This is a genomic window from Sedimentimonas flavescens (assembly GCF_025154035.1).
Lineage (GTDB): Bacteria > Pseudomonadota > Alphaproteobacteria > Rhodobacterales > Rhodobacteraceae > Rhodobacter > Rhodobacter flavescens.
The window spans coordinates 229,508-252,200 of record NZ_JAOALJ010000003.1; the positions used below are offsets into that span (position 1 = coordinate 229,508).

The 22,693-nt window shown below is 65.4% G+C and carries 20 protein-coding genes and 1 pseudogene; 16 read left to right on the forward strand and 5 right to left on the reverse strand.

The annotated features are described in order from the left end of the window. The 6 genes from N3C64_RS07695 to N3C64_RS07720 all read left to right on the forward strand — a co-directional run. Positions 1-1,243: hypothetical protein (locus N3C64_RS07695; protein ID WP_260013669.1), on the forward strand; the 1,243-nt coding region annotated here is incomplete at its 5' end. A gap of 80 nt (positions 1,244-1,323) precedes the next feature. Next, positions 1,324-2,061 carry a SapC family protein gene (locus N3C64_RS07700; protein WP_218629979.1) on the forward strand — a complete coding sequence of 246 codons (738 nt, stop codon included), beginning with the start codon at positions 1,324-1,326 and terminating at the stop codon, positions 2,059-2,061. A gap of 22 nt (positions 2,062-2,083) precedes the next feature. Next, positions 2,084-3,802, forward strand: a complete 1,719-nt coding sequence (locus N3C64_RS07705; RefSeq protein WP_218629978.1) for a type I secretion system permease/ATPase — start codon at positions 2,084-2,086, stop codon at positions 3,800-3,802. A gap of 10 nt (positions 3,803-3,812) precedes the next feature. After that, positions 3,813-5,255, forward strand: coding sequence for an HlyD family type I secretion periplasmic adaptor subunit (locus N3C64_RS07710; protein ID WP_260013673.1), 1,443 nt, complete (start codon positions 3,813-3,815; stop codon positions 5,253-5,255). 103 nt (positions 5,256-5,358) lie between these two features. After that, on the forward strand, positions 5,359-5,898 hold the full coding sequence (locus N3C64_RS07715) for a GNAT family N-acetyltransferase (protein ID WP_260013675.1): 540 nt from the start codon (positions 5,359-5,361) through the stop codon (positions 5,896-5,898). A gap of 31 nt (positions 5,899-5,929) precedes the next feature. Then, positions 5,930-6,766 (forward strand): cation efflux transmembrane domain-containing protein, encoded by an 837-nt coding sequence (locus N3C64_RS07720; RefSeq protein ID WP_260013677.1) that lies wholly within the window; start codon positions 5,930-5,932, stop codon positions 6,764-6,766. Between the two features lie 68 nt (positions 6,767-6,834). Here the strand turns inward: N3C64_RS07720 and N3C64_RS07725 are convergent, their stop codons facing one another. Beyond that, the gene (locus N3C64_RS07725; RefSeq protein WP_260013678.1) at positions 6,835-7,530 is read right to left on the reverse strand and encodes a fumarylacetoacetate hydrolase family protein; all 696 of its coding nucleotides are present in this window, start codon (positions 7,528-7,530) and stop codon (positions 6,835-6,837) included. Between the two features lie 217 nt (positions 7,531-7,747). Here N3C64_RS07725 and N3C64_RS07730 point away from each other — a divergent pair, with 217 nt between their 5' ends. The 7 genes and pseudogenes from N3C64_RS07730 (at position 7,748) to N3C64_RS07760 (ending at position 17,962) form a co-directional block, all read left to right on the forward strand. Next, complete coding sequence (locus tag N3C64_RS07730; protein WP_218629974.1) at positions 7,748-8,332, forward strand: ANTAR domain-containing response regulator; 585 nt, start codon at positions 7,748-7,750, stop codon at positions 8,330-8,332. Further along, positions 8,329-9,510: a CmpA/NrtA family ABC transporter substrate-binding protein gene (locus N3C64_RS07735; protein WP_260013680.1), complete on the forward strand. Its 1,182-nt coding sequence runs from the start codon at positions 8,329-8,331 to the stop codon at positions 9,508-9,510. The genes N3C64_RS07730 and N3C64_RS07735 overlap by 4 nt, the downstream gene beginning before the upstream one ends. 265 nt (positions 9,511-9,775) lie before the next feature. Next, positions 9,776-11,140, forward strand: a complete 1,365-nt coding sequence (locus tag N3C64_RS07740) for a CmpA/NrtA family ABC transporter substrate-binding protein (RefSeq protein ID WP_260013681.1) — start codon at positions 9,776-9,778, stop codon at positions 11,138-11,140. Between the two features lie 62 nt (positions 11,141-11,202). Continuing rightward, positions 11,203-12,294, forward strand: a complete 1,092-nt coding sequence (locus N3C64_RS07745; RefSeq protein WP_260013683.1) for an ABC transporter permease — start codon at positions 11,203-11,205, stop codon at positions 12,292-12,294. A gap of 9 nt (positions 12,295-12,303) precedes the next feature. Further along, positions 12,304-13,971, forward strand: a complete 1,668-nt coding sequence (locus tag N3C64_RS07750) for an ABC transporter ATP-binding protein (RefSeq protein ID WP_260013690.1) — start codon at positions 12,304-12,306, stop codon at positions 13,969-13,971. Next, positions 13,971-15,308 (forward strand): annotated as a pseudogene (locus N3C64_RS07755) (NAD(P)/FAD-dependent oxidoreductase); the annotation flags it as partial. The gene N3C64_RS07750 and the pseudogene N3C64_RS07755, both read left to right, overlap by 1 nt. Continuing rightward, entirely contained in the window at positions 15,308-17,962 is a 2,655-nt protein-coding gene (locus N3C64_RS07760) for a nitrate reductase (RefSeq protein WP_260013691.1), read from the forward strand. The pseudogene N3C64_RS07755 and the gene N3C64_RS07760, both read left to right, overlap by 1 nt. A gap of 4 nt (positions 17,963-17,966) precedes the next feature. Here N3C64_RS07760 and fliP read toward each other — a convergent pair whose 3' ends face one another. The 4 genes from fliP to fliF are packed head-to-tail and all read right to left on the reverse strand — an operon-like array spanning position 17,967 to position 21,187. Further along, on the reverse strand, positions 17,967-18,677 hold the full coding sequence (gene fliP / locus N3C64_RS07765) for a flagellar type III secretion system pore protein FliP (RefSeq protein ID WP_260013692.1): 711 nt from the start codon (positions 18,675-18,677) through the stop codon (positions 17,967-17,969). Between the two features lie 2 nt (positions 18,678-18,679). Then, a complete protein-coding gene (locus N3C64_RS07770; protein WP_260013693.1) occupies positions 18,680-18,952 on the reverse strand; it encodes a FliM/FliN family flagellar motor switch protein in 273 nt (90 codons plus the stop codon). Then, positions 18,945-19,541, reverse strand: a complete 597-nt coding sequence (locus N3C64_RS07775; RefSeq protein ID WP_260013695.1) for a FliH/SctL family protein — start codon at positions 19,539-19,541, stop codon at positions 18,945-18,947. The genes N3C64_RS07770 and N3C64_RS07775 overlap by 8 nt, the downstream gene beginning before the upstream one ends. Beyond that, positions 19,538-21,187: a flagellar basal-body MS-ring/collar protein FliF gene (gene fliF / locus N3C64_RS07780; protein ID WP_260013696.1), complete on the reverse strand. Its 1,650-nt coding sequence runs from the start codon at positions 21,185-21,187 to the stop codon at positions 19,538-19,540. Before fliF ends, N3C64_RS07775 begins: the two co-directional genes overlap by 4 nt. Before the next feature lie 76 nt (positions 21,188-21,263). Here fliF and N3C64_RS07785 point away from each other — a divergent pair, with 76 nt between their 5' ends. The 3 genes from N3C64_RS07785 to N3C64_RS07795 are packed head-to-tail and all read left to right on the forward strand — an operon-like array spanning position 21,264 to position 22,667. Then, a complete protein-coding gene (locus tag N3C64_RS07785) occupies positions 21,264-21,743 on the forward strand; it encodes a flagellar basal body-associated FliL family protein (protein WP_260013698.1) in 480 nt (159 codons plus the stop codon). A gap of 10 nt (positions 21,744-21,753) precedes the next feature. Next, entirely contained in the window at positions 21,754-22,110 is a 357-nt protein-coding gene (locus tag N3C64_RS07790; RefSeq protein WP_260013700.1) for a hypothetical protein, read from the forward strand. Continuing rightward, entirely contained in the window at positions 22,107-22,667 is a 561-nt protein-coding gene (locus tag N3C64_RS07795; RefSeq protein WP_260013701.1) for a MotE family protein, read from the forward strand. The genes N3C64_RS07790 and N3C64_RS07795 overlap by 4 nt, the downstream gene beginning before the upstream one ends. Positions 22,668-22,693: the final 26 nt, after the last annotated feature.

Here is a 22,693-nt window from a genome sequence, read left to right on the forward strand (position 1 = left end):
CAACTACGCGGGCTACACGGTGCAGGAGGTTCTGCCGGACGGGTCGGTGCAGACGCTCGGGACCGCGGGTTACACGATCACCGGGACGTCTGGGGCGGACCAGACCAATCTGGACTTTGCGAATACGAAATTCGGCTCCATCGAAGGCTACAAGTTCTTCGACGAGGACCGTGACGGGACTTGGGATGAAGACGAACAGGGTGCGCTTGGCTGGACCATTGAGCTCTATCTCGACGGAGACATGAACGGCAACGGGATCCTCGACGATGGTGAGGTGGCCGACGGCATCCTGAACGGCGAGGCCGTCATGGCGATCGACGTTTCGGGTGAGGATGGTTCGTGGTCGTTCGACGGGCTCTACCTGGGCACCTACTTCGTCAAGGAGGTGATGAAACCCGGCTGGCTGCAGACGACGCCCATGCTCAACGGTGACGGTGTCTTCAAGGTGGTCGTGGACGAGTCGGGCGAAGTCGTGATCGAAGCGGTCAGCGCCGATCCGAGCAGCTATGACGAGTTGCCCAATGACGGGATGCTGTGGTTCGGCAATGACATGATCGACGGGCCGGGTGTGCGCACGCCGGGCTTCTGGCAGTCGAACCTCGGTCAGACCTACTGGGATGGTGACGAAGATAACGACGGTATCATCCCGGGGACTGGTAACACCGAAGAGAAGGAAGGCGAGAACTTCGCAGAGGACGACGTGTTCTGGCTGAACTATGAGGGTAACTTCAAAACGGAGAACGGCGAGCCGGTCCTGCAGGTCGGGGACTGGAACTTCAACACCCTTGAGGATGATGGTGGCGAAATCCGCGAATACTCGTTGGATGAAGCGCTGGCCGCGCTGCAGGGTGGGACCAGCGCGAAAGGCAAGAGTTCCGATTACGCCAAGCTCTCGACCGTCGAGCGCAGCCTCGTGGCTTCGTGGTTGAACTATATGGCCGGAAACCCAGTGGATGCTCCCGCCGGCGATGGCGAAGATGTGGCTTACTGGATCGATCAGGCCATCCTCTATCTCGAGTATTTCGAGACCCACGGCAATAACCGTAAAGACGGTTCCGCAGCTTGGAAGAACGGCATTGATCTGGACAACGATGGCACCATCGATACTGAATCCGGTGCCGCGATCCAGGCCGCGCTTGATGGCTGGAACAATTCCGGCGAACTCGACGGCTACTCCGTGGCCTTCGATGGCGACAACGGCTCGGACATCACGGCGCAAGCCTATTACGACGCGGTCGCCTGACATACCATTGCCGGATCCGGGGTTGCCCGCCCCGGGTCCGGCCTTCATGCCCCAATGCCCCAATTTCCGGAGTGATTTCCATGAGCACGCATTCCTTGCTTGCCGACGCCGTGCCGCTAACCCCCGAGCGCCATGGCAGCTATTCCCTTGCAACCGGCGAAGGCTATGCCGCGTTCCGAACCATGAATGTGGTGCCGGTGCTGGTCGACGAGTTCGCGGCGCTCGCGCATGACTATGTGATTGGCTTCCTCAAGCAGGGCGATGGTTTTGCCCCCGCCGCGCTGCTTGGGCTGGCCGAGAACGAAAATCTCTATGTCGGCGCCGATGGGCGCTGGAAGGCCGAGTATGTGCCCGCGATCCTGCGTCAGCAGCCTTTCGTCGCGCGGCGCAGCAAGGATGGCAAGAAGGGGGTGCTGTGCATCTCGGAAAGCCATCCGGGCCTGAACACGGAAGGCGAGGGCGCCCCGCTTTTCGATGAGGATGGTCGCCCGGGCGACCTGGTCAGCCGGGCCCAGCAATTCGTATCGCGGGTTGCGCAAGGGGCATTGCGCACCGAGAGCTTCTGTGCCCGGCTGGCCGACCTGAACCTGCTCAGCCCGATCCGCACCGAGATGAAGCGCGCTGACGGCACCGTGCGCGCCATGCGCGGCGTCTTCGCGATCAACCGCGAGGCGCTGGACAAGCTGCCCGCCAAGGTTCTGGGCGCGATGCAGAAGGACGGCTCGCTCGAGGCGATCCACCTGCACCTTTACACGCTGCGCAACCTCAACAGTCTGGCGAACCGGATTCAGACGAGTGGCACCGGACCGCTGAACTAAGCGTTCACGGGAGGATGCGCACATGACACGACAATCGGCCCTTGAGGCAGTTCTGGGCGCGGGTCGCCGGCAGCTTCCGGCGCTCGTGCTGCTCAGCTTCTTCAGCAATCTGCTGCTGCTGGCCAGCTCGATCTACATGATGCAGGTCTTCGACCGAGTGCTTTCGAGCGGCTCGGTCGATACGCTGATCTGGCTGACCGTCATCGCGCTGGTGGCGCTGGTGGTTTACGGCGTGCTCGAGATGGCGCGCCGCAGCGTTCTGGCCCGCACGGGCGAATGGATCGAGGCCGAGCTCTCGCCGCATGTCATGCGCCGCACGATCCGGCTGCAACTGGCACGTGGCAACAGCTTCGCCGGGCTCAACGATGTCTCCGACCTCAAGAAATTCGCGGCGGGCGATGCCATTCTGGCCTTTCTCGATGCGCCATGGTCGCCGATCTTTATTGCGATCATCTGGCTGATGAATCCTCTGCTGGGGATGATTGCATTGGGCGGGGCAATCGTGCTCTTCGCCATCGGTGTGCTGAACGATGTGCTGACGCGCAACAGCTCCGCCGAACAGGCGCGGGCGCTGCGCGATGCACGCTCCGACAGCGGGCGGCTCTTGGCCAATGCCGAGACCCTGACCGGGCTTGGGATGGTGGATGCGGTGATCCGGCGCTGGCAAGAGCGGCATGCGCTGGCCAGTGGCCGCGGGCGGTGGGCCGCGGACATGACGTCGCTGCTCTACAATATTTCGCGGGTGCTGCGGCTTGCCTTGCAGATCGCGATCCTTGGGGCGGGTGCCTGGCTGGTGCTGCAGGCCGAATTGACCTCGGGTGGGATGATTGCGGCGTCGATCATCCTGTCGCGCGCGCTTTCGCCGGTGGAACGCGCGATCTCGGCGTGGAAAAGCTACGGTCTTTACCGCACAGCGCGTATCCGGCTGATCAAGCTGTTCAGCGCCGTCCCCGAACCGCAGGAGCGCATCTCGCTTCCGCGTCCCAAGGGGCAGCTGGTGGCGTCTAACCTGCGCTACATGTCGCCGCAATCTGGAGAGGCGATCGTCAAGGATGTCAGCTTCGCGCTCATGCCCGGTGAGGCCTGTGGTCTGCTTGGCCCCTCGGGCTGCGGCAAGACCACGTTGTGCAAGCTGCTTGTTGGGGCCTGGCGCCCCACCTTCGGCGAGATCCGGCTGGACGGCGCCGATGTGGCCGAATGGGACAGCGAGGAACTGGGCCGGTATCTGGGCTATCTGCCGCAGACGGTCGAGCTGTTCGCCGGGACCGTCGCCGAAAACATCGCACGCCTTGGCGAGATCGACCAGGATGCCGTTCTGACCGCCGCGCAGGCCGCGGGCGCGCATGAGATGATCCTCGCGCTGCCCAATGGCTATGAGACCGATGTGGGCGACTTTGCTGATCGTATCTCGGGTGGGCAGCGCCAGCGCATCGGGCTGGCACGCGCGCTTTACGGCGACCCGGCGCTGGTGGTGCTGGACGAGCCGAACTCGAACCTCGATGGCACCGGCGAGATGGCGCTGTTGCAGGCGCTTCGGGCGCTCAAGGCGCGCGGCACGACCGTGGTTATCGTCTCGCATCTTCCGCACCTTCTGCATCTCGCCGACAAGGTTCTGGTGATGCAGGACGGCAAGGTGGCCCGGTTCGGTGCGCGCGACGAGGTGCTGCGCGAGATGATGCAGGGCGGGCGCAAGGCGCCGGGCAAGGCGCGCCCCGCCGATCCCGCCAAAGTGGCCGAGTGAGGAGGAGACGATGACAGTGATGCTTGTCCGAGCCTTTACGCAGCCCTCCCCGGTTGGAACCCTCGCGTTCATTGGCGCGGCCATGGCGCTTCTGCTCGTGGCGCTGAGCGTTCGTTCGCGCCGCGTGCGGTCTTATGTGCCGGTGGGTGGGAAGCCGCTGGAAGCGGCCACGCTGCGCGCCCGCGTGACCGGCTTCGCGACGATTGCGGTCTTCTTTGGCCTCTTCGGTCTGTGGTCTTGGTATGCGCCGCTGGCCAGCGCTGCGCTTGCGCCCGGCGTGGTCAACCCAGATGGCGCGCGCAAGACGGTGCAGCATCTTGAAGGCGGCATCATCCGCACCATCCATGTGCGCGAGGGTGATCGGGTCGCGGCCGGCGCGACACTGGTCACGCTCGACAATGTGCGGGTGCTGACGCGGCTGAACGAGCTGCGCGAACGTCAGGTGGTCTTGCTGGCCACCGAGGCGCGACTGGCGACCGAGGAAATCGGACAAGATGAGATCGCATTCGATTTCCCTGCCGAATTGCAGGTGGATCACGGCCGCCAGATCGAGTCGGTTATGCAAGGCCAGACCCGTCTGTTCGAGAACCGCCGCGAGACGCAGATTGCCCGGCGCCAGATCCTGTCGAGCCGCATCGAGCAGCTGCGCGAAGAGATCATCGGCCTCGACGGTGTCATCGCCTCGCAAAATGTCCAGCTGGAGCTTCTGCGCCAAGAGATCGGCGTGACCGAAGACCTCTACAAACAGGGGCTGCAACGTCTGTCGCCGCTCTTGGTGTTGCAGCGGCAAGAGGCCGATCTCATGGCCGAGCAAGCCTCGCATCGCGCCAACATCGCCCGGCTCAAGCAACAGATCGGCGAGACCGAGTTGCAGTTGCAGGCAACCGATCAGCAGGCTCTCGAAGAGGTCAGCACCCAGCTTGCCGACGTGCGCGCCGAACTGGCCGGGCTGCGCAGCCAGTTGCCCGAACGTCTGGATGCGCTGTCCCGTTCCACGATCACGGCGCCGATCGGGGGGCAGGTTCTGAACCTTCAGGTCACCACCGAATCCGGCGGCATCCTGAAACCCGGCGGAGATATCCTTGATATCGTGCCGGACGAGACGAACCTGATCATCGACGCGCGTCTGCGTCCGCAGGATATTGACGCCGTGCGGCCGGGGATGCCTGCCCAGGTGATCCTGACGGCCTATACGCAGCGCAATCTGCCGCGCATCTTCGGGACGCTGCGCAATGTCTCGGCCGACCGGCTGACGGATGAGCGCACAGGCGAGCCCTATTTCCTTGCGCAGGTCGTCGTGCCCGCCGAGGAGCTGGATGTCCTCGATGGTGCCGTGCAGATGAGCGCGGGGATGCCGGCGGATGTCATGATCCTGACCGGCGAGCGGACGCTGTTCGACTTCCTGCTCAAACCCTTCTCGGACAGTATCCGGGCAAGCTTCCGCGAGCGTTGAGCGGTGTTTGGGCGCATTCCGTTTTTCGCGGTTTGCGCCTAGACAGGGACTGTCGATGCCTTCGCCCCTGCGGATGTATCGGCGGACCCAAAGGAGGCCGACCATGGACATCAGGACGACCAGCGCCGGGCGCGAGGGCGAGATCGTCGCGCTTTTCGAAGCAACCTTCGCGGCTTCGGAAGGCAAGGACGAGGGCGCGCTGATCGGCGACTTTGTCCGAGACCTGTTGGGAAACACACCCGAGGCGGATCTGCGCGTCTTCTGCGCGCAGGATGGCGGCGCGCTGATCGGCGCGGGGATCTTCTCACGCCTGCACTACCCCGAGGATCCGCGCGGCGTGTTCATCCTGTCGCCCATGGCGGTGGCCACGGAGCGCCAAGGGCAGGGTGTAGGCCAGGCCCTGCTGCGCGCGGCACTTGCGGCGCTGAAATCCGAGGGCGTCGATGTCGCGGTGACATATGGCGATCCGGCTTATTATGGTCGGGTCGGGTTTGCGCCGATCACCGAAGAGCAAGCCCGCGCCCCCCTTCCTCTGAGCTTCCCGCATGGCTGGCTCGGGCAATCCCTGACGGAGGAGGCGATGCCCGCTCTTGCCGGGCCGTCGCGCTGCGTTTCGGCCCTGAACCGGCCCGAGCTTTGGTGAGCAAACTATCGTCTGCATCGGCGGAGGTCGAATGAGTCACGTGATACGCTACCGGGTGACCGGGATGGATTGCCCCTCCTGCGCGGCCAAGATCGAAAAGGCGGTGCGGTCGGCCGGTGTCGATGAGGTTACAATCTCGACCGCGACGCAGATCCTCGCGCTGAACCTTGGCGCCGATGATGCGCGGCTGCCTGCAGTTGAACATGCGATTGGCGAGGCCGGATATCACCTTGATCGGCTCACAGCCGAGGCCGCGACAGGCGACCGGATCGGCGAGGTCGCGCCGCATACCACGGCAGCCTATCGTCGAGCGCTTTGGATCGTGATCGTGCTGAACGTCGGTTACGGCGTGATCGAGATGGTGGGCGGGTTTCTGACCGGCTCGCAGGCGCTCAAGGCCGATGCGCTCGACTTTCTCGGGGATGGGCTGATCACCTTCCTCGGCGTGCTCGCCATCGGTTGGAGCCTGCTTTGGCGCGCACGCTCGGCGCTGGTGCAGGGCGTGTTTCTGGCGGTGCTTGGCATGGGGGTGACGGGAAACACGCTCTGGCGGGTATTCTCGCAGCAACCCATCGAGGCGGGTCTGATGGGGGTTCTAGCCTTCATCGCGCTGGCCGTGAACATCTCGGCGGCGCTTGTGCTGATCTCGCATCGGGCGGGGGATTCGAACGTGCGCGCCGTCTGGCTGTTCTCGCGCAATGACGCGATCGGGAATGCGGCCGTGGTTGTGGCTGCCGGGATGGTGGCGGTGACGGGTTCGGGCTGGCCCGATCTGATCGTGGCCTTCGCCATCGCGGGCCTGTTTTTGCATTCCGCCTGGGTGATCATCCGCGATGCGCGACGCGATATCGCGGATGCGCGTCGCTGAGGACGAAGCCCTCGGGCAAGTCGCGCAGGGGCGCCGCGCGGGCGGGCCCGTCAGGGCGCTCGCGGCGGTTACGCGACCGCAATGTTCAGCAAGACCGGGCTCAGCCCGTCAATCCGGCCTTCCAGCCGGTCACCCGGTGCCACGGCGCCCACACCTGCGGGCGTGCCGGTATAGATCAGATCGCCCGGCCCAAGATGATAAAGCCCGGACAGATGGCTGACCAGATCGGTCACAGACCAGACCATATCCGACAGGTGCGCATCCTGGCGCAGCGCCCCGTTCAGGGTCAGGCTGATGCGCTGCGCTCCGACGGGGCCAAATTCCTCGGCACGTGTGATCGGCCCGATCACCGCCGAGCGTTCGATATCCTTGCCGGTATCCCAGGGGCGGCGCTTGGCCTTAGCCGCGTCCTGCAGATCGCGCCGGGTCATGTCGAGCCCGCAGGCATAGCCGAAAATCGCCGCCTGCGCCGCCTCGGGCGAGGCGCGAAAAACCGGAGCGCCAAGCGCGATCACCAGTTCCATCTCGTAGTGGTAGTTCGCGGTCCCCGGCGGATAGGGTTGCGTTGCGCCCGAAGGCTCCAGCGCGTCGAGCGATTTGGTGAAGTAGAACGGCGCCTCGCGATCCACCTCGGCGCCCATTTCCTTGGCGTGCTCGGCGTAATTGCGGCCGACGCAGAAGATGCGCCGCACCGGGTAAAGCGCAGACTCGCCGTTGACCGGCACGGTGCGCGGCGCGGGGGCGGGGAACAGTAGCTCGGTCATCGGTCTCTCCGGGTCGGCAAGTTGTATGCGCATGATTGGCAGTGAAACCCCGGATGGGGAAGGGGGAGGGCGATTCCTCCGCAGCCCATGTTTTGCGCGTATCGATGAAAAGGGGGGCAGATTGCCGATTTGGCAGATGGCGGGCAGCGCGGGCGGCGGGGCGCAGCTTGTCAAACCTCGGCCGGTGCACGACCCAACTAGCAAACAGAGGTGCCCCATGCCCCGACCGCTTTCCATTGTCGTCGTCGAGAAAGACCGTGAACGCGCCCTGATGATCGTTGATGGGTTGCGCGAGGCGGGCGAGCACGATGTCGTCGTGATCGGCGACGAAAGCAGCCTTGCGCGCCGCATCGCCGCGCGAAACCCCGACCTTGTGCTGATCGACCTCGCCTCGCCCTCGCGCGATATGCTTGAGGAGCTGGCGCTGGCAACCTCGCCGATGGATCGCCCGGTCGCGATGTTCGTCGATCGCACCGATGGCGGCATGACGCAGGCCGCGATCGATGCGGGCGTGTCGGCCTATGTGGTGGACGGGCTGCGCCCCGAGCGGATCAAGCCCATTCTCGATGCCGCCATCGCGCGCTTCCAAATGGTGCAGAAGATGCGCGCCGAGTTGGCCGCGACGCGCCGCGCGCTAGAGGAGCGTAAGATCATCGACCGCGCCAAGGGGCTTTTGATGCGCGCCCGCAACGTGGGCGAGGATGAGGCCTATGCGCTGATGCGCAAGACGGCCATGGCGCAGGGTAAGAAGATCGCCGATGTGGCCCAGGCTCTGGTGACCGCGGCGGAGTTGCTCAAATGAATGTCATTCCGCTTCGCCTTGGCTATCTGCCGCTTGTCGATGCTGCGCCGCTGTTCATCGCGCAGGCCCTCGGTTTTGCCGAGCAGGAGGGCCTTGATCTGAGCCTGCACAGCGCACCGTCTTGGTCGGCGCTGCGCGACATGCTGGCCATGGGGGTCGTGGACGGGGCGCAGATGCTGGCGCCGGTTCCGGTCGCGATGGCGCTCGGGCTGGGTGCGGCCAAGACCCGCTTCGACGCGTTGCAACTGCTCAATGCCAATGGCGACGTGATCGGCGTATCCGAGCCGCTGGCCGAAAAGATGCGCGCCGAGGGGTTCGCCTTTGACTTTACCGATGCGTATTCGGCGGGCCGCGCGCTGCTGCAAGCTGCGGGGGGGCGGCTGCGCATCGGCGTGCCCTTCCCCTTCTCGATGCATACCGAGCTTGTGCATTACTGGCTTGAGAACCTCGGCCAGCCGCTTCCCGAACTGCTTGAGATCCGCACCGTGCCGCCCGCGTTGATGCCGCAGGCGCTTGAGGCGGGCGAGATCGACGCTTTCGCCGTAGGCGAGCCCTGGGGCTCGCACGCGGTCGAGCTTGGTGTGGGCACGCTGCTGCTGCCAGGCTCGGCGATCTGGTCCTTTGCCCCCGAGAAGGTTCTGGCGGTGCGGCGTGGCTGGGCCGACGCGAACCCCGACCTTGCCGGGCGCATGATGCGCGCGGTCTGGCGTGCCTGCCGCTGGATCGGCGCGCCCGAGAACCGCTTTCTGGTCTCCGACATCCTCTCGGCACCGGGGCGCCTGCCAATCTCGGCCGACGTCATCGACCGCGCGGTCTCGGGGCGCCTGATCATCTCGCGTAGCGGCGAAGAGCGCGAGGTGCCCAATCTCATCGAATTCTTCGAAGGCGCCGCAACCTTCCCCTGGCGCAGTCAGGCCGCCTGGATCGGCGTGCGTCTGGCCGCGCGCCACGGGCTGGACCAAGCCTCGGCCGCGCGGGTCGCGGGCGAGGTGTTCCGTGCCGATCTTTACCGCCAGCACCTGCGCGACGCCGGCGCCGATCTGCCCGGCGCCTCGGAGAAGCTGGAAGGTGCATTGGCTATGCCGACCCCCGTTGCCTCGGAGCGCGGCAGCATGATTCTGCCCGCCGATCACTTCTTCAATCGCCGCGTTTTTGACCCATCGGAGCCGGCGCGATGAAAAATTCAGCAGCTTCTCGGAGTCGGTCGAAAAACTTTTGCTGCATGGCAGCATCGCTCTGATCCGGCGTTGACGCTGCGCTGCAGCACGCAAATGATTGGATCAAAGCAGCGGGGCAACGATGTCCCGAAGCCCACAGATCCCCGACGCCGGGGATACCGAACAAAGCCGTTCGATCAGGTCTTCCCCTCTCCCCCCGAGAAGACCGGTTGAGCGGCTTTTTCTTTTTCCTCCCACGACGGGCAAACAACACGACAGGGATGACATGAAACGTTTTGCTTCGCTCTTGCTGACCACCACCCTTCTGGCCGCGCCCGCCTGGGCCTTCGATGTCGAGAAGGATGAACTGACGCTTGGCTTCATCAAGCTGACCGATATGGCCCCGCTGGCCATCGCCAAGGAAAAGCACTTCTTCGAGGATGAGGGGCTTTATGTCACCCTCGAGGCCCAGTCGAACTGGAAGGTTCTGCTGGACCGCGTGATCTCGGGCGAGCTTGACGGCGCGCATATGCTGGCAGGCCAGCCGATTGCCGCGACCATCGGCTACGGCACCCAAGGCGACGTGATCACCCCCTTCTCGATGGACCTCAACGGCAATGGCATCACCGTCTCGAACGAGATCTGGGAGATGATGAAGCCCTATGTCGAGATGGACGCCGAGGGCAAGCCGGTGCACCCGATCTCGGCCGCCGCGCTCAAGCCGGTGATCGAGAAGTTCCGCGCCGAGGGCAAGCCCTTCAACATGGGCATGGTGTTCCCGGTCTCGACCCATAACTACGAGCTGCGCTACTGGCTGGCGGCTGGCGGCATCAACCCCGGCCTTTACAGCCCCGAGGATGTCTCGGGCCAGATCGGCGCCGAGGCTCTGCTGTCCGTCACGCCCCCGCCGCAGATGCCCGCGACCCTCGAGGCCGACACGATCTATGGCTATAGCGTGGGCGAGCCGTGGAACCAGGCTGCCGTGTTCAAGGGCATCGGCGTGCCGGTCGTGACCGACTACGAGATCTGGAAGAACAACCCCGAGAAGGTCTTCGGCATCACCTCGAAGTTCAACGAGGAGAACCCCGAGACCGTCAAGGCGCTGACCCGTGCGCTGATCCGCGCCGCCGAGTGGCTCGATGCGGGAGGCAACGCCAACCGCGCCGAGGCGGTCGAGATCCTTTCGCGTCCCGAATACGTGGGCGCCGACGCCGAGGTGATCGCGAACTCGATGACCGGCACCTTCGAGTATGAAAAGGGCGACAAGCGCGACGTTCCGGATTTCAACGTGTTCTTCCGCTACAACGCGACCTTCCCCTATTACTCGGACGCGGTCTGGTATCTGACGCAAATGCGCCGCTGGGGCCAGATCGCCGAGGCCAAGCCCGACGCCTGGTATGACGAGACCGCCAAGAAGGTCTATCGCCCGGATATCTACCAGGCAGCCGCGCAGTCGCTGATCGACGACGGCATTATCGCCGCCGACCAGTTCGACTTTGACGATGACGGCTATCGCGAGCCGACCCCGGCCGCCGACATCATCGACGGCGTCGCCTATGACGGGAAAGCGCCCAACGCCTATCTCGACAGCCTCACCATCGGCCTGAAAGGCGCTGAGCTCGTCGAGGGCGGCGAGATCGTCTCCAACTAACTCCGGCGGGCGCCTTCGTCGGGGCGCCCCTCTCCAGAATCTCTCTCAGTCAGGACATGAAAATGACCGCCATTGACCCCATTGCCACCAACGCCGCCGGAGCGAACGCGCGCGAAGACCGCCGGGCCAAACGGTTTGCCCGGATCACCAAGCTTGACGGCTGGTTCAAGGTTCTGGGCCTGCCCTGGCTGACGCCGATCCTGCGCCTGATTGCGGGCGACAATCCGCGCAACCAGATTAAGGATGTCTGGCGGCTTCTGGGTGTGCCGCTCGTGGCCATCGTGGCCTTCATTTCGGCCTGGTCGGCGCTCGCGCCGATGGTGCAGACCTCGCTCGGCGCCGTTCCCGGCCCCGCGCAGGTCTGGGAGCAGGTCGGCGTCCTGCATCAGGATGCCATCGCAGAAAAACAGAAAGAGGCAGATTTCTACGCCCGTCAGGACGAGCGCAACGCCCAACTGGTGGCCGATGGCAGGGCCGACAAGGTGAAAGAGCGCGCCTATACCGGCAAGCCCACCTATTACCAGCAGATCTGGACCTCGATCCAGACGGTGTTCTTCGGCTTCCTGATCGGCACCGCCGTGGCCGTTCCGCTCGGGATCGTCGCAGGTCTTTCGCCCACCGCCAATGCCGCGATCAACCCGCTGGTGCAGGTGTTCAAGCCGGTCTCTCCGCTCGCCTGGCTGCCGATCGTGACCATGGTCGTCTCGGCGGTCTATGTCGGCGGGGACGGCGCCTTCTCGAAAAGCTTCATCATCTCGGCCGTCACCGTGACGCTCTGCTCGCTCTGGCCGACGCTGATCAACACCTCGCTGGGTGTGGCCTCGATCGACAAGGATCTGGTCAACGTCTCGAAGGTGCTCAAGCTCAGCGCTTGGAAGAAGATCACCCGCCTCGTGCTGCCCTCGGCCCTGCCGCTGATCTTCACCGGTCTTCGCCTCAGCTTGGGCGTGGGTTGGATGGTGCTGATCGCCGCCGAGATGCTGGCGCAGAACCCGGGCCTTGGAAAATTCGTCTGGGACGAATTCCAGAACGGCTCCTCGCAGTCGCTGGCGCGGATCATGGTTGCGGTGTTCACCATCGGCATCATCGGCTTCCTGCTCGACCGTGTGATGTTCGCGCTGCAATCGCTCTTCACCTTCACGAACAACCGCTGAGGTGCGCCGATGTCCTTCCTCGAACTGAAGAACGTCTCGAAAAGCTACGGCGAGGGCGACAATGCCACCCATGTTCTCAAGAACATCTCGCTGAGCGTCGAAGAGGGTGAGTTTCTGGTGGTGCTCGGCTTCTCGGGCACCGGGAAGACCACGCTGATCAATCTGATCGCCGGGCTGGAACTGCCCAACCGTGGCGAGGTCATCTTCAAGGGCGCCCCGGTCACCGGCCCGGGCCCCGAGCGGGGGCTGGTGTTCCAATCCTACGCGCTGATGCCCTGGCTGACGGTTGAAGGCAACATCGCGCTGGCCGTCGAGGCCGTGCATGGCAAGAAGACCAAGCAAGAGCGCGCCGCGATCGTGGCGAACTGCATCAAGATGGTGGGGCTGAGCCACGCCGTTGATCGCCGTCCGGCGGAGCTGTCGGGCGGGATGCGCCAGCGGGTCGCCGTGGCCCGTGCGCTGGCGATGCAGCCCGAGGTTCTCCTGATGGACGAGCCGCTCTCGGCACTGGATGCGCTGACCCGCGCCAATGTCGCCGCCGAGATCGAGCAGATCTGGGAAGCCGACCGCCGCACCGCGATCCTGATCACCAATGACGTGGACGAGGCGCTGGTGCTTGCCGACCGCATCGTCTGCCTCAACCCTGATGGCACCCTGGGTGAGGTCTTCAAGGTCGACCTGCCGCGTCCGCGCGACCGCTCGGCGATGAACGAAGACCCGACCTTCATGCATCTGCGCGCCGCCGTCACCAGCTACCTGATGGATGTTGGTATCCAGGGCAAGGCCGAGGAAACCCGCCGCCTGCCCAACGTCACGCCGCGCCATGCGATGGTGCCCAAGGCCTATGAGGAGGCCTCGGCCGCGCAAAGCTTTGCCGAAGAGCGCTACCTGCAATATTCGCAGCTGCACAAGATCTACGCGACGCCGAAAGGCCCGCTGGCCGTGGTCGAGGACTTCAACCTGACGGTGAAGAAGGGCGAGTTCATCAGCCTGATCGGTCACTCGGGCTGCGGCAAATCCACCGTGCTGACGATGACGGCGGGTCTGAACTCGATCTCGAAAGGCGCGGTCAAGCTTGACGGTATCCACGTCGAGGGCGCCGACCCCGAGCGCGCCGTGGTGTTCCAATCGCCCAACCTCTTCCCCTGGCTGACCGCCAAGGAGAACGTCGCGATCGGCGTTGACAAGGTCTACCCCAAGGCCACGCAGGCCGAGCGTCAGGAAGTCGTTGAATACTACCTTGAGCGCGTCGGTCTGGGCGACAGCATGGATAAGCCCGCCTCGGATATGTCGAACGGCATGCGCCAGCGCGTCGGCATTGCGCGGGCCTTTGCGCTCTCGCCCAAGCTGCTGCTGCTCGACGAGCCCTTCGGGATGCTCGACAGCCTGACGCGGTGGGAATTGCAGGAAGTGCTGATGGAAGTGTGGTCGCGCACCAACGTCACCGCCGTCTGCGTCACCCATGACGTGGACGAGGCGATCCTGCTGGCCGACCGCGTGGTGATGATGACCAACGGCCCCCGCGCCACCATCGGCAAGATCACCGAGGTCAACCTGCCGCGCCCGCGCACCCGCAAGGCGCTGCTCGATCACCCGGATTACTACCACTACCGCCAGGAAGTGCTCGATTTCCTCGAGGAATATGAACACGGCGCGCATAAGAAGGATGCCGCGTGATGGCGCAGAGGCTTGTCGTCATCGGAGCCGGGATGGCCTCGGGGCGGATGCTCGAACATCTGTTCGACGAAGCCCCGGGCGCCTATGAGGTCACGCTGTTCAACGCCGAGCCGCGCGGCAATTACAACCGCATCATGCTCTCGCCCGTGCTCTCGGGCGAGAAGAGCTACGAAGACATCGTCACCCATGACGACGCCTGGTATGAAGCGCAGGGCGTGACCTGCCGCTTTGGCGAGAAGGTCACCGCGATTGACCGCGCCGCCAAGGTGGTGATGGGCGAGAACGGGCCGGTTCCCTACGACAAGCTGGTGATCGCCACGGGCTCGACCCCGTTCATCATCCCGATGCCGGGGCACGATCTGAAAGGTGTCATCGCCTATCGCGATCTTGAAGACACCAACGCGATGATCGGCGCGGCTGCGCGCGGAGGCAAGGCCGTGGTCATCGGCGGCGGTCTTCTGGGCCTTGAGGCGGCGGCCGGTCTGAAGATGCGCGGCATGGATGTGACCGTGGTGCATATCATGGGCCACTTGATGGAGCGCCAGCTTGACCCCGCCGCGGGTGCCCTGCTGCGCCACGCGCTGGAGGATCGCGGCATCGAGGTTCTGTGCGAGGCGCAATCCGAGGCTATCCTGGGAGAAGACGGCCATGTACGCGCGCTGAAGCTGCGCGACGGGCGCGAGCTGCCCTGCGATATCCTTGTGATGGCGGTGGGCATTCGCCCCAATATCGCGCTGGCGCAACAGGCGGGGCTTACCTGCGGGCGCGGTATCCAGGTGGACGATGCGCTTGTCACCTGCGACCCGGATATCCTCGCGCTTGGGGAATGTATCGAGCATGACGGCCAGATCTTCGGCCTCGTCGCTCCGCTTTACGATCAGGCCAAGGTGCTGGCCGCAACCCTGCGCGGCGAGGCGGCCGCCTATGTCACGCGCGAGGTTTCGACCAAGCTCAAGGTCACTGGTTGTGATCTCTTCTCGGCGGGCGATTTCGCCGAAGGGTCGGGGCGCGAGGACATCGTCTTCCGCGATCCGGGCCGTGGCATCTACAAACGACTGATCCTTGAGGGAGAGCGCCTGATCGGCGCGGTGATGTATGGCGACACCGCCGACAGCAACTGGTTCTTCGGCCTGATCAAGGAGCGCGCCGATATCTCGGCCATGCGCGACACGCTGATCTTCGGCCCCGGTTTTCAGGGAAGCGATACAGCGGACCCTCGGGTGGCCGTTGCAGCCTTGCCGCGTAGCGCGCTGGATGGCGACGGCCTTCCCCAGACACAGATCCCCAAAGCCGCGCCCAGTGGCTTTGGCCAAGCGTTCCTTCGGAGTGCCACAAGATGAATATCCGCCCCGCCCGCATCAATCCCACGTCGATGACGCGCTCGACCTGTCCCTATTGCGGGGTTGGCTGCGGCGTGCTGATCGGGCGCGATGAAAGCGGGACGGTCGTGGTCAAGGGCGACCCCGAGCATCCGGCGAATTTCGGGCGCCTGTGCTCGAAAGGGACCGCGCTGGCCGAGACGATCTCGCTTGATGATCGCCTGCTGGCGCCCCGGATCAACGGGCGCGAGGCAGAATGGGACGAAGCGCTGGCCCTTGTGGCCGAGCGTTTCAGCGAGGTCATCGCCAATCACGGGCCGGACGCGGTGGCCTTCTACGTCTCGGGTCAGCTGCTGACCGAGGATTACTACGTCGCCAACAAGCTGATGAAAGGCTTCATCGGTTCTGCGAATATCGACACGAACTCAAGGCTTTGCATGGCATCTTCGGTGGCGGGGCATCGCCGTGCTTTCGGCACGGACACCGTGCCGGGCCTCTATGAGGATCTGGAAGAGGCCGACCTCGTGGTGCTGACGGGCTCGAACCTCGCCTGGTGCCACCCGGTGCTTTACCAGCGTCTGGTCGCCGCCAAGGCCGCCCGCCCCGCTATGAAATTCGTCGTCATCGACCCGCGCCGCACGGCGACCTGCGACATTGCCGATCTGCACCTGCCCATCGCCTCGGGCGGAGATGCGGCGCTGTTCAACGCGCTTCTGGCCGCGATCGAAGCGCGCGGTGCCGTGGACCGCGCCTATCTGGACCACGTGAACGGCTTCGATGAGGCGCTGTCTGCCGCGCGGGCCTCAGACCCGGCGCTGAGCGGGCTGAGCGATGAACAGATCGCGGCGTTCTGCGATCTGTGGATCGGCACCGAAAAGGTCGTCACCGTCTATAGCCAAGGGATCAACCAAAGCTCCTCGGGGAGCGACAAGGTCAATGCGATCCTCAATTGCCATCTGGCGACGGGCCGCATCGGCAAGCCGGGGATGGGGCCGTTCTCGGTGACCGGTCAGCCCAACGCGATGGGCGGGCGCGAGGTTGGCGGGCTGGCCAATATGCTCGCCTGTCACATGGATATCGAGAACCCTGCCCATCGTGCCGCCGTGCAGGGCTTCTGGCAGGCACCGACCATTGCCGACAAGCCGGGCCTCAAGGCGGTGGATATGTTCCGCGCCGTGGCTGAGGGCAAGATCAAGGCAATCTGGATCATTCACACCAACCCGGTCGTGTCGATGCCCGACGCCGATGCGGTGCGCGCTGCGCTTGAGGGCTGCGATTTCGTCGTGGTCAGCGATGTCACCGACCGGACGGATACCGCAAAGCTGGGGCATGTCCTGCTGCCCGCCACCGCCTGGGCCGAGAAAGAAGGCACCGTCACCAATTCGGATCGCACGATCAGCCGCCAGCGCCGCGTGCTTCCGGCGCCGGGGCAGGCACGGCACGACTGGCGCATTCTGGCCGATGTGGCGTGTCGCATGGGCTGGGACGCAGAGTTCAGCTGGACTCTGACCTCTGAAGTCTTCGCCGAATATGCGGCTCTTTCGGGTGTCGCCGGTGTGCAGGGCGTCGATTTCGATATCTCGGATCACGCCGCGATCACCCCGTCGGAATACGCGGGGCTTGCACCGTTCACATGGCCGCAGGGGCCTACAAAGAAGGGGGGCCGGTTCTTCGCCGACGGGCAGTTCCACACCCCCGACGGCAAGGCGCGGATGCTGCCCATCGTCCCGCGCGCGCCGCAAAGCGCACCCTCGGCGGACTACCCATATCGACTGAACACCGGTCGCACGCGCGATCAGTGGCACACGATGACGCGCACGGCCAAATCCGCGCGGCTGAACCAGCACCTGGGCGAACCCTATCTGGAGATTCACCCGCTTGATGCCGACGCGCTCGGGCTTGGCGCGGCGGATCTGGTCGAGGTGACCTCGCCCGAGGGCCGCGCGGTGCTGCGTGTGCTTCTGTCCGACGCGGTTCGCCCCGGCGAGGTTTTCGCACCCATGCACTGGACGGCCGAGACCGCCTCGGCCGCGCGCATTGATGCGCTGGTCAAGGCCGTGACCGATCCGGTCTCGGGCCAGCCCGAAAGCAAGGCCTCGGTCGTGGCGCTGAAGCGCTTCGCCGCCAGCTGGTATGGCTTTGCCGTCAGCGGTCAGGATGAGCCCGCGCCCGACGCGCCCTATTGGACGCGGCTGCGGTCTTCGAGCGGCTGGCGGATGGAGCTTGCCGGGACCGAGGCGCCCGAGGATTGGGTGGCCTATGCGCGCACCCTGTTCAACCTGCCGCAGGCCGAGGTTGCGACAGTGCTTGACCCCGCGCGGGGCGGTGCACGGATCGCCTTCCATGAAGACGGCCGCCTGCTTGCCGCGCTGTTCGTCGGGCGCGAGCCGATCGCGCTTGCACGCACCCATATCGTCGCGCGGGTGGGGACCGAGAATGCGGCCTCCGTTCTCGCTGGGCGCCCGGGTGCCGATGCGCCCGATCCGGGGCCGACGGTTTGCGCCTGCCTGAACGTGGGGCTGAACCAGATCCGCGAAGCGATCGAGACAGGCCGCGCGCTGACGGTTCAGGCCCTGGGCGAGACGCTTGGCGCGGGCACCTCCTGCGGATCGTGCCGCCCCGAGCTGGCGGCCCTGATCACGCGCTTTCGCTTGCCCGAAGCGGCAGAGTAAGGCGTCAAAAATAGCTGCGCACCAGCGCGTCCGAGATCAGCACCCAGCCATTCGCGACGACGAAAAAGGCCAACTTGAAGGGTAGCGCTACGACGGCGGGCGGCACCATCATCATGCCCATCGACATCAGGATCGCCGAAACCACAAGGTCGATGATCAGGAAGGGCAGGAAGACCAGAAAGCCGATCTCAAAGGCGCGGGTGATTTCCGATAGCATAAAGGCAGGGACCAGCATCGACAGCGGCGCCGCCTGCGCCTCGCCCTCGAAAGGCGCGCCCTCGCGCAGTTGCGCCAGCGAGCCAAGCGTCTCGAGGTCGGTGCGATGCGCCATGAAGCCGCGAAACGGTGCGATCCCGCGTTCGAGCGCCGGGCCGAGTTCCAATGTGCCCGCGACCAGAGGCTCGACCCCCTGGCGCCAGCTTTCCATGAAGACCGGCTCCATGATGAACCAGGTCAGGAACAGTGCAAGGCTGACGATCAGCATATTGGGCGGCGATTGCTGCAACCCCATCGCCTGACGCAGGATCGACAGGACCGTCACGATGAAGGGAAAGCAAGTGACCATGATTGCCAGCCCCGGCGCGAGGCTGAGCAGCGTGATCGCCGAGATCAACAGGATTGAGCGCTGCGCGAGGCTCTCGCCGCCAAGCGACAGGCTGATCTCCTGCGCCGAGGCGGGAGAGGCCAGCACAAGAAAAAGCAGCACCCACCGCATGGTCAGAGCCCGTTTTGCAGATCGATGACCTCGGTCAGGCGCACGGCAAGCTGCCCGCCCTCGGTCTCGATCAGCTCGCCCCGTGCGATCAGCTTGTCTCCCACGAACAGCTCGACCGGGTCTTCGACGCGGCGGTCGAGCGGCAGCACCGTCTCCCGCTTCATCCGCAGCAGGTCGCGGATCAGTGGCCGGGCGCGGCCGACCGAGATCGTGATTTCGATCGGAACCTGGGTGAAAGGGTTTCCGGGGGCGTCGGGCGTGGCCGCGTTATCCATGCGGGGTGTCCTCATGCTGGGTATTCAGATAGGTGGCGACGGCTTCCCCGATCAGGGCGATGACGCCATCGAGGTCGATCCGTGTCTCGGCCTCTCCCATTCGCAACTGCACCTGTCCGCCGCTGAGCAGAGGGTCGGGCAGGAAGGTCAGAGGCAGGCCGGCGATCGTGCCGATTGCTTCGCGCACATCGGGCAGGGCGTCGGGGTTGGCGGTGACCGTGATTGGCGCCGCCGCCTGCTCGGCTGCCAGCGGCATCAACTGCTCGGCCACGATCGGGGCGAGCGTCTGGCGCACGATTGCGGGCAGGACCTTCGCGGTCATGCCGGTCAGCAGGGGTTGCATCGCCGCCAACAGATGCTGGCGCGCTTCCTGAAAGCCGAAGGCCATATCCTGCAGGCTCTGCGCGATCTCGCCCAGGAACTTCGCGTGCTCCTTGTCCTGGGCGGCGGAGGCGTCATCCCAGCCTGCGGCATAGCCTTTTTCGAAGGCCGTCAGGCGCAGTTCCTCAAGCTCGACCGGGCTCAGAGAGAACTGTTCCGGCACTTCCCCGACCGGTTCGAAGGACTGAAGTGCGAGGCGCGAGGTCATCCGGTTGGCTCCTTGTCATCCATCCAGTTGCGCAGGATCTCGACCGTCTCGGTCTGCCGCTCCTCGATCAGGCGCTTGAGGCGGGTCACCGGGTCTTCGGGTGCGGCGTCAGGCGGCTCGCGCGTGATCGCCAGATCGCGGCGCGCGACGTCCTGCACCGGGCGCGCGTCGGCGCCCGATGTATCCTCATCGGCAATCTCGCCGGTCAGGGCCTGGGGTGCGGCATTGCCCGCAAGCGCGGGCGGAGCCTGCGCCACGGCCCGGCGCGGCTGCATCAGGATCGGGCGCAGGACGAACATTCCAAGGCCAAGAACCACCACCGCCAGAACGGCCAGCTGGACCGTCTGCATCGTATCCAAACCGCCCGCGAAGATCCCGCTTCCGGCCTCTGTGCCGGCCGCGGTCAGCGGCTCAAACGCCATCGAGCGCAGGGTGATCACGTCGCCGCGCGCCTCGTCGAACCCCACCGCCGAGGCAACCAGCGCGCGCAGCGCCTCCAACTCTTCGTCCGGGCGGGGTTGCCATTGCGGGGCGCCGTTGCCGTCGAGGGTTTCGACGCCATCGACCAGCACCGCCACGCTCAGCCGCCGGATCGCGCCGGGGCTGCGCAGCACCTCCCGCGTGGTTTCGGACACCTCGTAATTCGTGCGCTCACGCGTCTCGGAGGCGTTGCTTTGCGACCGGCCACCCACCGCCGCGTCACCTTCAGGTAGGTTCGAGGCCACGGTCACCGCGCCTGCCTTGCTGTCATTGGCACTATTCGCGCGCTCCTCGGTATCGGTCGAGATGGCGACGCGCCCGTCAGGGTCAAAGCGGCGCTCGGTGATCGCCTCGCGCTCGGTCACGGTCTCGACCGACAGTTCGACAACCGCATTGCCGTAGCCCACGCGCGCCTCAAGCAGGCGCTCGACATTGCGCTTCAACTCGGTCGCCCGGTCCTCGCCGCCCTGCGCGGCGCTGTCCTCCTCGCCCGAGGCGATCAGCCCGCCCGCCCCGTCGATGACCGAGACATCCTCGGGGCGCATCCCGGCCACCGCCGAGGCGACGAGGTAGCGCAAGGCCTTTGCGTGCTGCGCGGACAGACCCCCTGTGGCGGTCTGGATGGTCACCGAAGCGGTCGGATGCAGATCCTTGCGGAAGGATTGCGCGGGGGGCGCGGCGATATGCACGCGCGCCGCACGAATCGCGGGGTTCGACACGATGGTGCGGGCCAATTCACCCTCTTTCGCGCGCCAGTAGGCGGCGTCGAACATCTGCGAGGTGGTCCCGAACCCGGAAAGCGAATCGAGAAGTTCGTATCCTGCGCCGCCGGTCGCGGGCAGCCCCTCGGCGGCCAGGGTCATGCGCAGTTCGTCGCGTCGTGGTGCCTCGACATAGATCGAATCGCCGCGCACCTCATAGAGCGCGCCGCGCTGCTCGAGCGCGCTGACGATCTCGCCCGCCTGCGCGCCTTCGAGCCCCGCGTAAAGCAACGCCATCGCAGGTTTCGAGGCCATGGCAGACAGGCCCAGAACCGCTGCGAAGACAAGGATCGTGACACCGCCCACGATGATGCGACGGCTTGTGTCGAGGGCCTGCCAGACGGTCAAGAGCTGTTGCAAGACGCACCTCCGCTGCGTGGGCTTCTGCCCGGTCGTCCGGAGCATCCTTCGGCGATTGCCCTTAATAATCGGTTAGTTGCTGCGGGGTTATAGCCAGGGATGACACGACACGGGGTTTGCCATGGCCGAGACCGACACCGCCGGGGAGGAAACCCCGAAGAAGAGATCGAAACTGCCGCTCCTGATCGGGCTTGTGCTGATGCTCGGGCTCGGAGGCGGGGCTTTCTACGCGGTCTATTCCGGCCTGATTCTCGGTGCGCCTCACACCGCCGAACCGCTTGGCGAGACCCCCGAGGCGCTGCCCGAGGTGGCCTTCGTGCCGCTCGATCCGATGGTGGTTTCCCTGGGTGGAACCGCCGCGCGGCACCTGCGGTTCAACGCGCAGCTGGAGGTGCCGCTGGCCTACCAGGCCGATGTCGAGCACCTCACGCCGCGAGTGATGGATGTTCTGAACGGCTATTTGCGCGCGGTCGACGTGGCCGAACTGGAAGACCCGACAGCGTTGATCCGGCTGCGCGCGCAAATGCTGCGCCGGGTGCAGATCGTTGTGGGCGAGGGCCGGGTGCGCGACCTGCTCGTCATCGAATTCGTGCTGAACTGAGGAGGCCGCGATGGAGTTTATCTCGGATATGTTGCTCGGGCTCGCGGCGCTTGGGGCGGGGATCTACTGCATCGTCCTGTCGCGGCGGCTGCAACGCTTCAACCGGCTCGAATCGGGGATGGGGGGCGCCATCGCGGTACTTTCGGCGCAGGTCGATGACATGACGCGGGCGCTGCAAAACGCGCAGGCGACGGCCTCGGCCTCGGCCGAGCAGCTTTCGGCCCTGACGCTGCGCGCCGAACAGGGCGCCGAGCGGCTGGAGCTGATGCTGGCCTCGCTGCACGATCTGCCGGGTGCCGAGGGCGAGGCGCGCCGTCACCGGGTTGTGCGCCGTCGCGCGCGTGGCGATCTGGAGGGCGCGGAATGACGGCCCGGCGGCGCGGCAGGGCAGCGCGCGGGGGGCTCGCCTTCATCGCGGTGCTGTTTCTGGGATCGGCGCTGATCCGGTTCGGGGTCGGTGTCGGCGCCGCTTTCGCCCGCGCCCCCGCCGAGGCTGCGGCAGAGTGCCCGGCGGATGGTGGCACCATGGCGTTGCTCGCGGATCTGCGGGCGCGCGAGCAGGGGTTGATCGAACGGGAGGGGCATTTGGCGGATCGCGAACAGGCCCAGAACCTTGCGCAGCAGGCGATTGAGGAGCGCCTGGCGGATCTGATCGCCGCTGAAGAAAAGCTCGCGCGCACCGTCGCGATCGCGGATGGCGCCGCCGAAGAGGATGTCGCGCGGCTCATCACGCTTTACGAGAACATGAAACCGAAAGAGGCCGCGCCGCTGTTCGCCGAGATGGCGCCGGAATTCGCTGCCGGCTTCCTGGCGAGGATGCGCCCCGATGCGGCGGCGGCGGTGCTGGCGGGGCTGGAGCCGAAGACCGCCTACACGATCAGCGTCGTTCTGGCGGGGCGCAATGCCAATGCGCCGAAAAACTGACCGAGGCAGGCTTTTCTTAATCCTGC

Coding starts and splice junctions, on each gene's coding strand:
- N3C64_RS07700 (WP_218629979.1), top strand. CDS start 1,324: ATGAGCACGCATTCCTTGCTTGCCGACGCCGTGCCGCTAACCCCCGAG.
- N3C64_RS07705 (WP_218629978.1), top strand. CDS start 2,084: ATGACACGACAATCGGCCCTTGAGGCAGTTCTGGGCGCGGGTCGCCGG.
- N3C64_RS07710 (WP_260013673.1), top strand. CDS start 3,813: ATGACAGTGATGCTTGTCCGAGCCTTTACGCAGCCCTCCCCGGTTGGA.
- N3C64_RS07715 (WP_260013675.1), top strand. CDS start 5,359: ATGGACATCAGGACGACCAGCGCCGGGCGCGAGGGCGAGATCGTCGCG.
- N3C64_RS07720 (WP_260013677.1), top strand. CDS start 5,930: ATGAGTCACGTGATACGCTACCGGGTGACCGGGATGGATTGCCCCTCC.
- N3C64_RS07725 (WP_260013678.1), bottom strand. CDS start 7,530: ATGACCGAGCTACTGTTCCCCGCCCCCGCGCCGCGCACCGTGCCGGTC.
- N3C64_RS07730 (WP_218629974.1), top strand. CDS start 7,748: ATGCCCCGACCGCTTTCCATTGTCGTCGTCGAGAAAGACCGTGAACGC.
- N3C64_RS07735 (WP_260013680.1), top strand. CDS start 8,329: ATGAATGTCATTCCGCTTCGCCTTGGCTATCTGCCGCTTGTCGATGCT.
- N3C64_RS07740 (WP_260013681.1), top strand. CDS start 9,776: ATGAAACGTTTTGCTTCGCTCTTGCTGACCACCACCCTTCTGGCCGCG.
- N3C64_RS07745 (WP_260013683.1), top strand. CDS start 11,203: ATGACCGCCATTGACCCCATTGCCACCAACGCCGCCGGAGCGAACGCG.
- N3C64_RS07750 (WP_260013690.1), top strand. CDS start 12,304: ATGTCCTTCCTCGAACTGAAGAACGTCTCGAAAAGCTACGGCGAGGGC.
- N3C64_RS07760 (WP_260013691.1), top strand. CDS start 15,308: ATGAATATCCGCCCCGCCCGCATCAATCCCACGTCGATGACGCGCTCG.
- fliP (WP_260013692.1), bottom strand. CDS start 18,677: ATGCGGTGGGTGCTGCTTTTTCTTGTGCTGGCCTCTCCCGCCTCGGCG.
- N3C64_RS07770 (WP_260013693.1), bottom strand. CDS start 18,952: ATGGATAACGCGGCCACGCCCGACGCCCCCGGAAACCCTTTCACCCAG.
- N3C64_RS07775 (WP_260013695.1), bottom strand. CDS start 19,541: ATGACCTCGCGCCTCGCACTTCAGTCCTTCGAACCGGTCGGGGAAGTG.
- fliF (WP_260013696.1), bottom strand. CDS start 21,187: ATGCTCCGGACGACCGGGCAGAAGCCCACGCAGCGGAGGTGCGTCTTG.
- N3C64_RS07785 (WP_260013698.1), top strand. CDS start 21,264: ATGGCCGAGACCGACACCGCCGGGGAGGAAACCCCGAAGAAGAGATCG.
- N3C64_RS07790 (WP_260013700.1), top strand. CDS start 21,754: ATGGAGTTTATCTCGGATATGTTGCTCGGGCTCGCGGCGCTTGGGGCG.
- N3C64_RS07795 (WP_260013701.1), top strand. CDS start 22,107: ATGACGGCCCGGCGGCGCGGCAGGGCAGCGCGCGGGGGGCTCGCCTTC.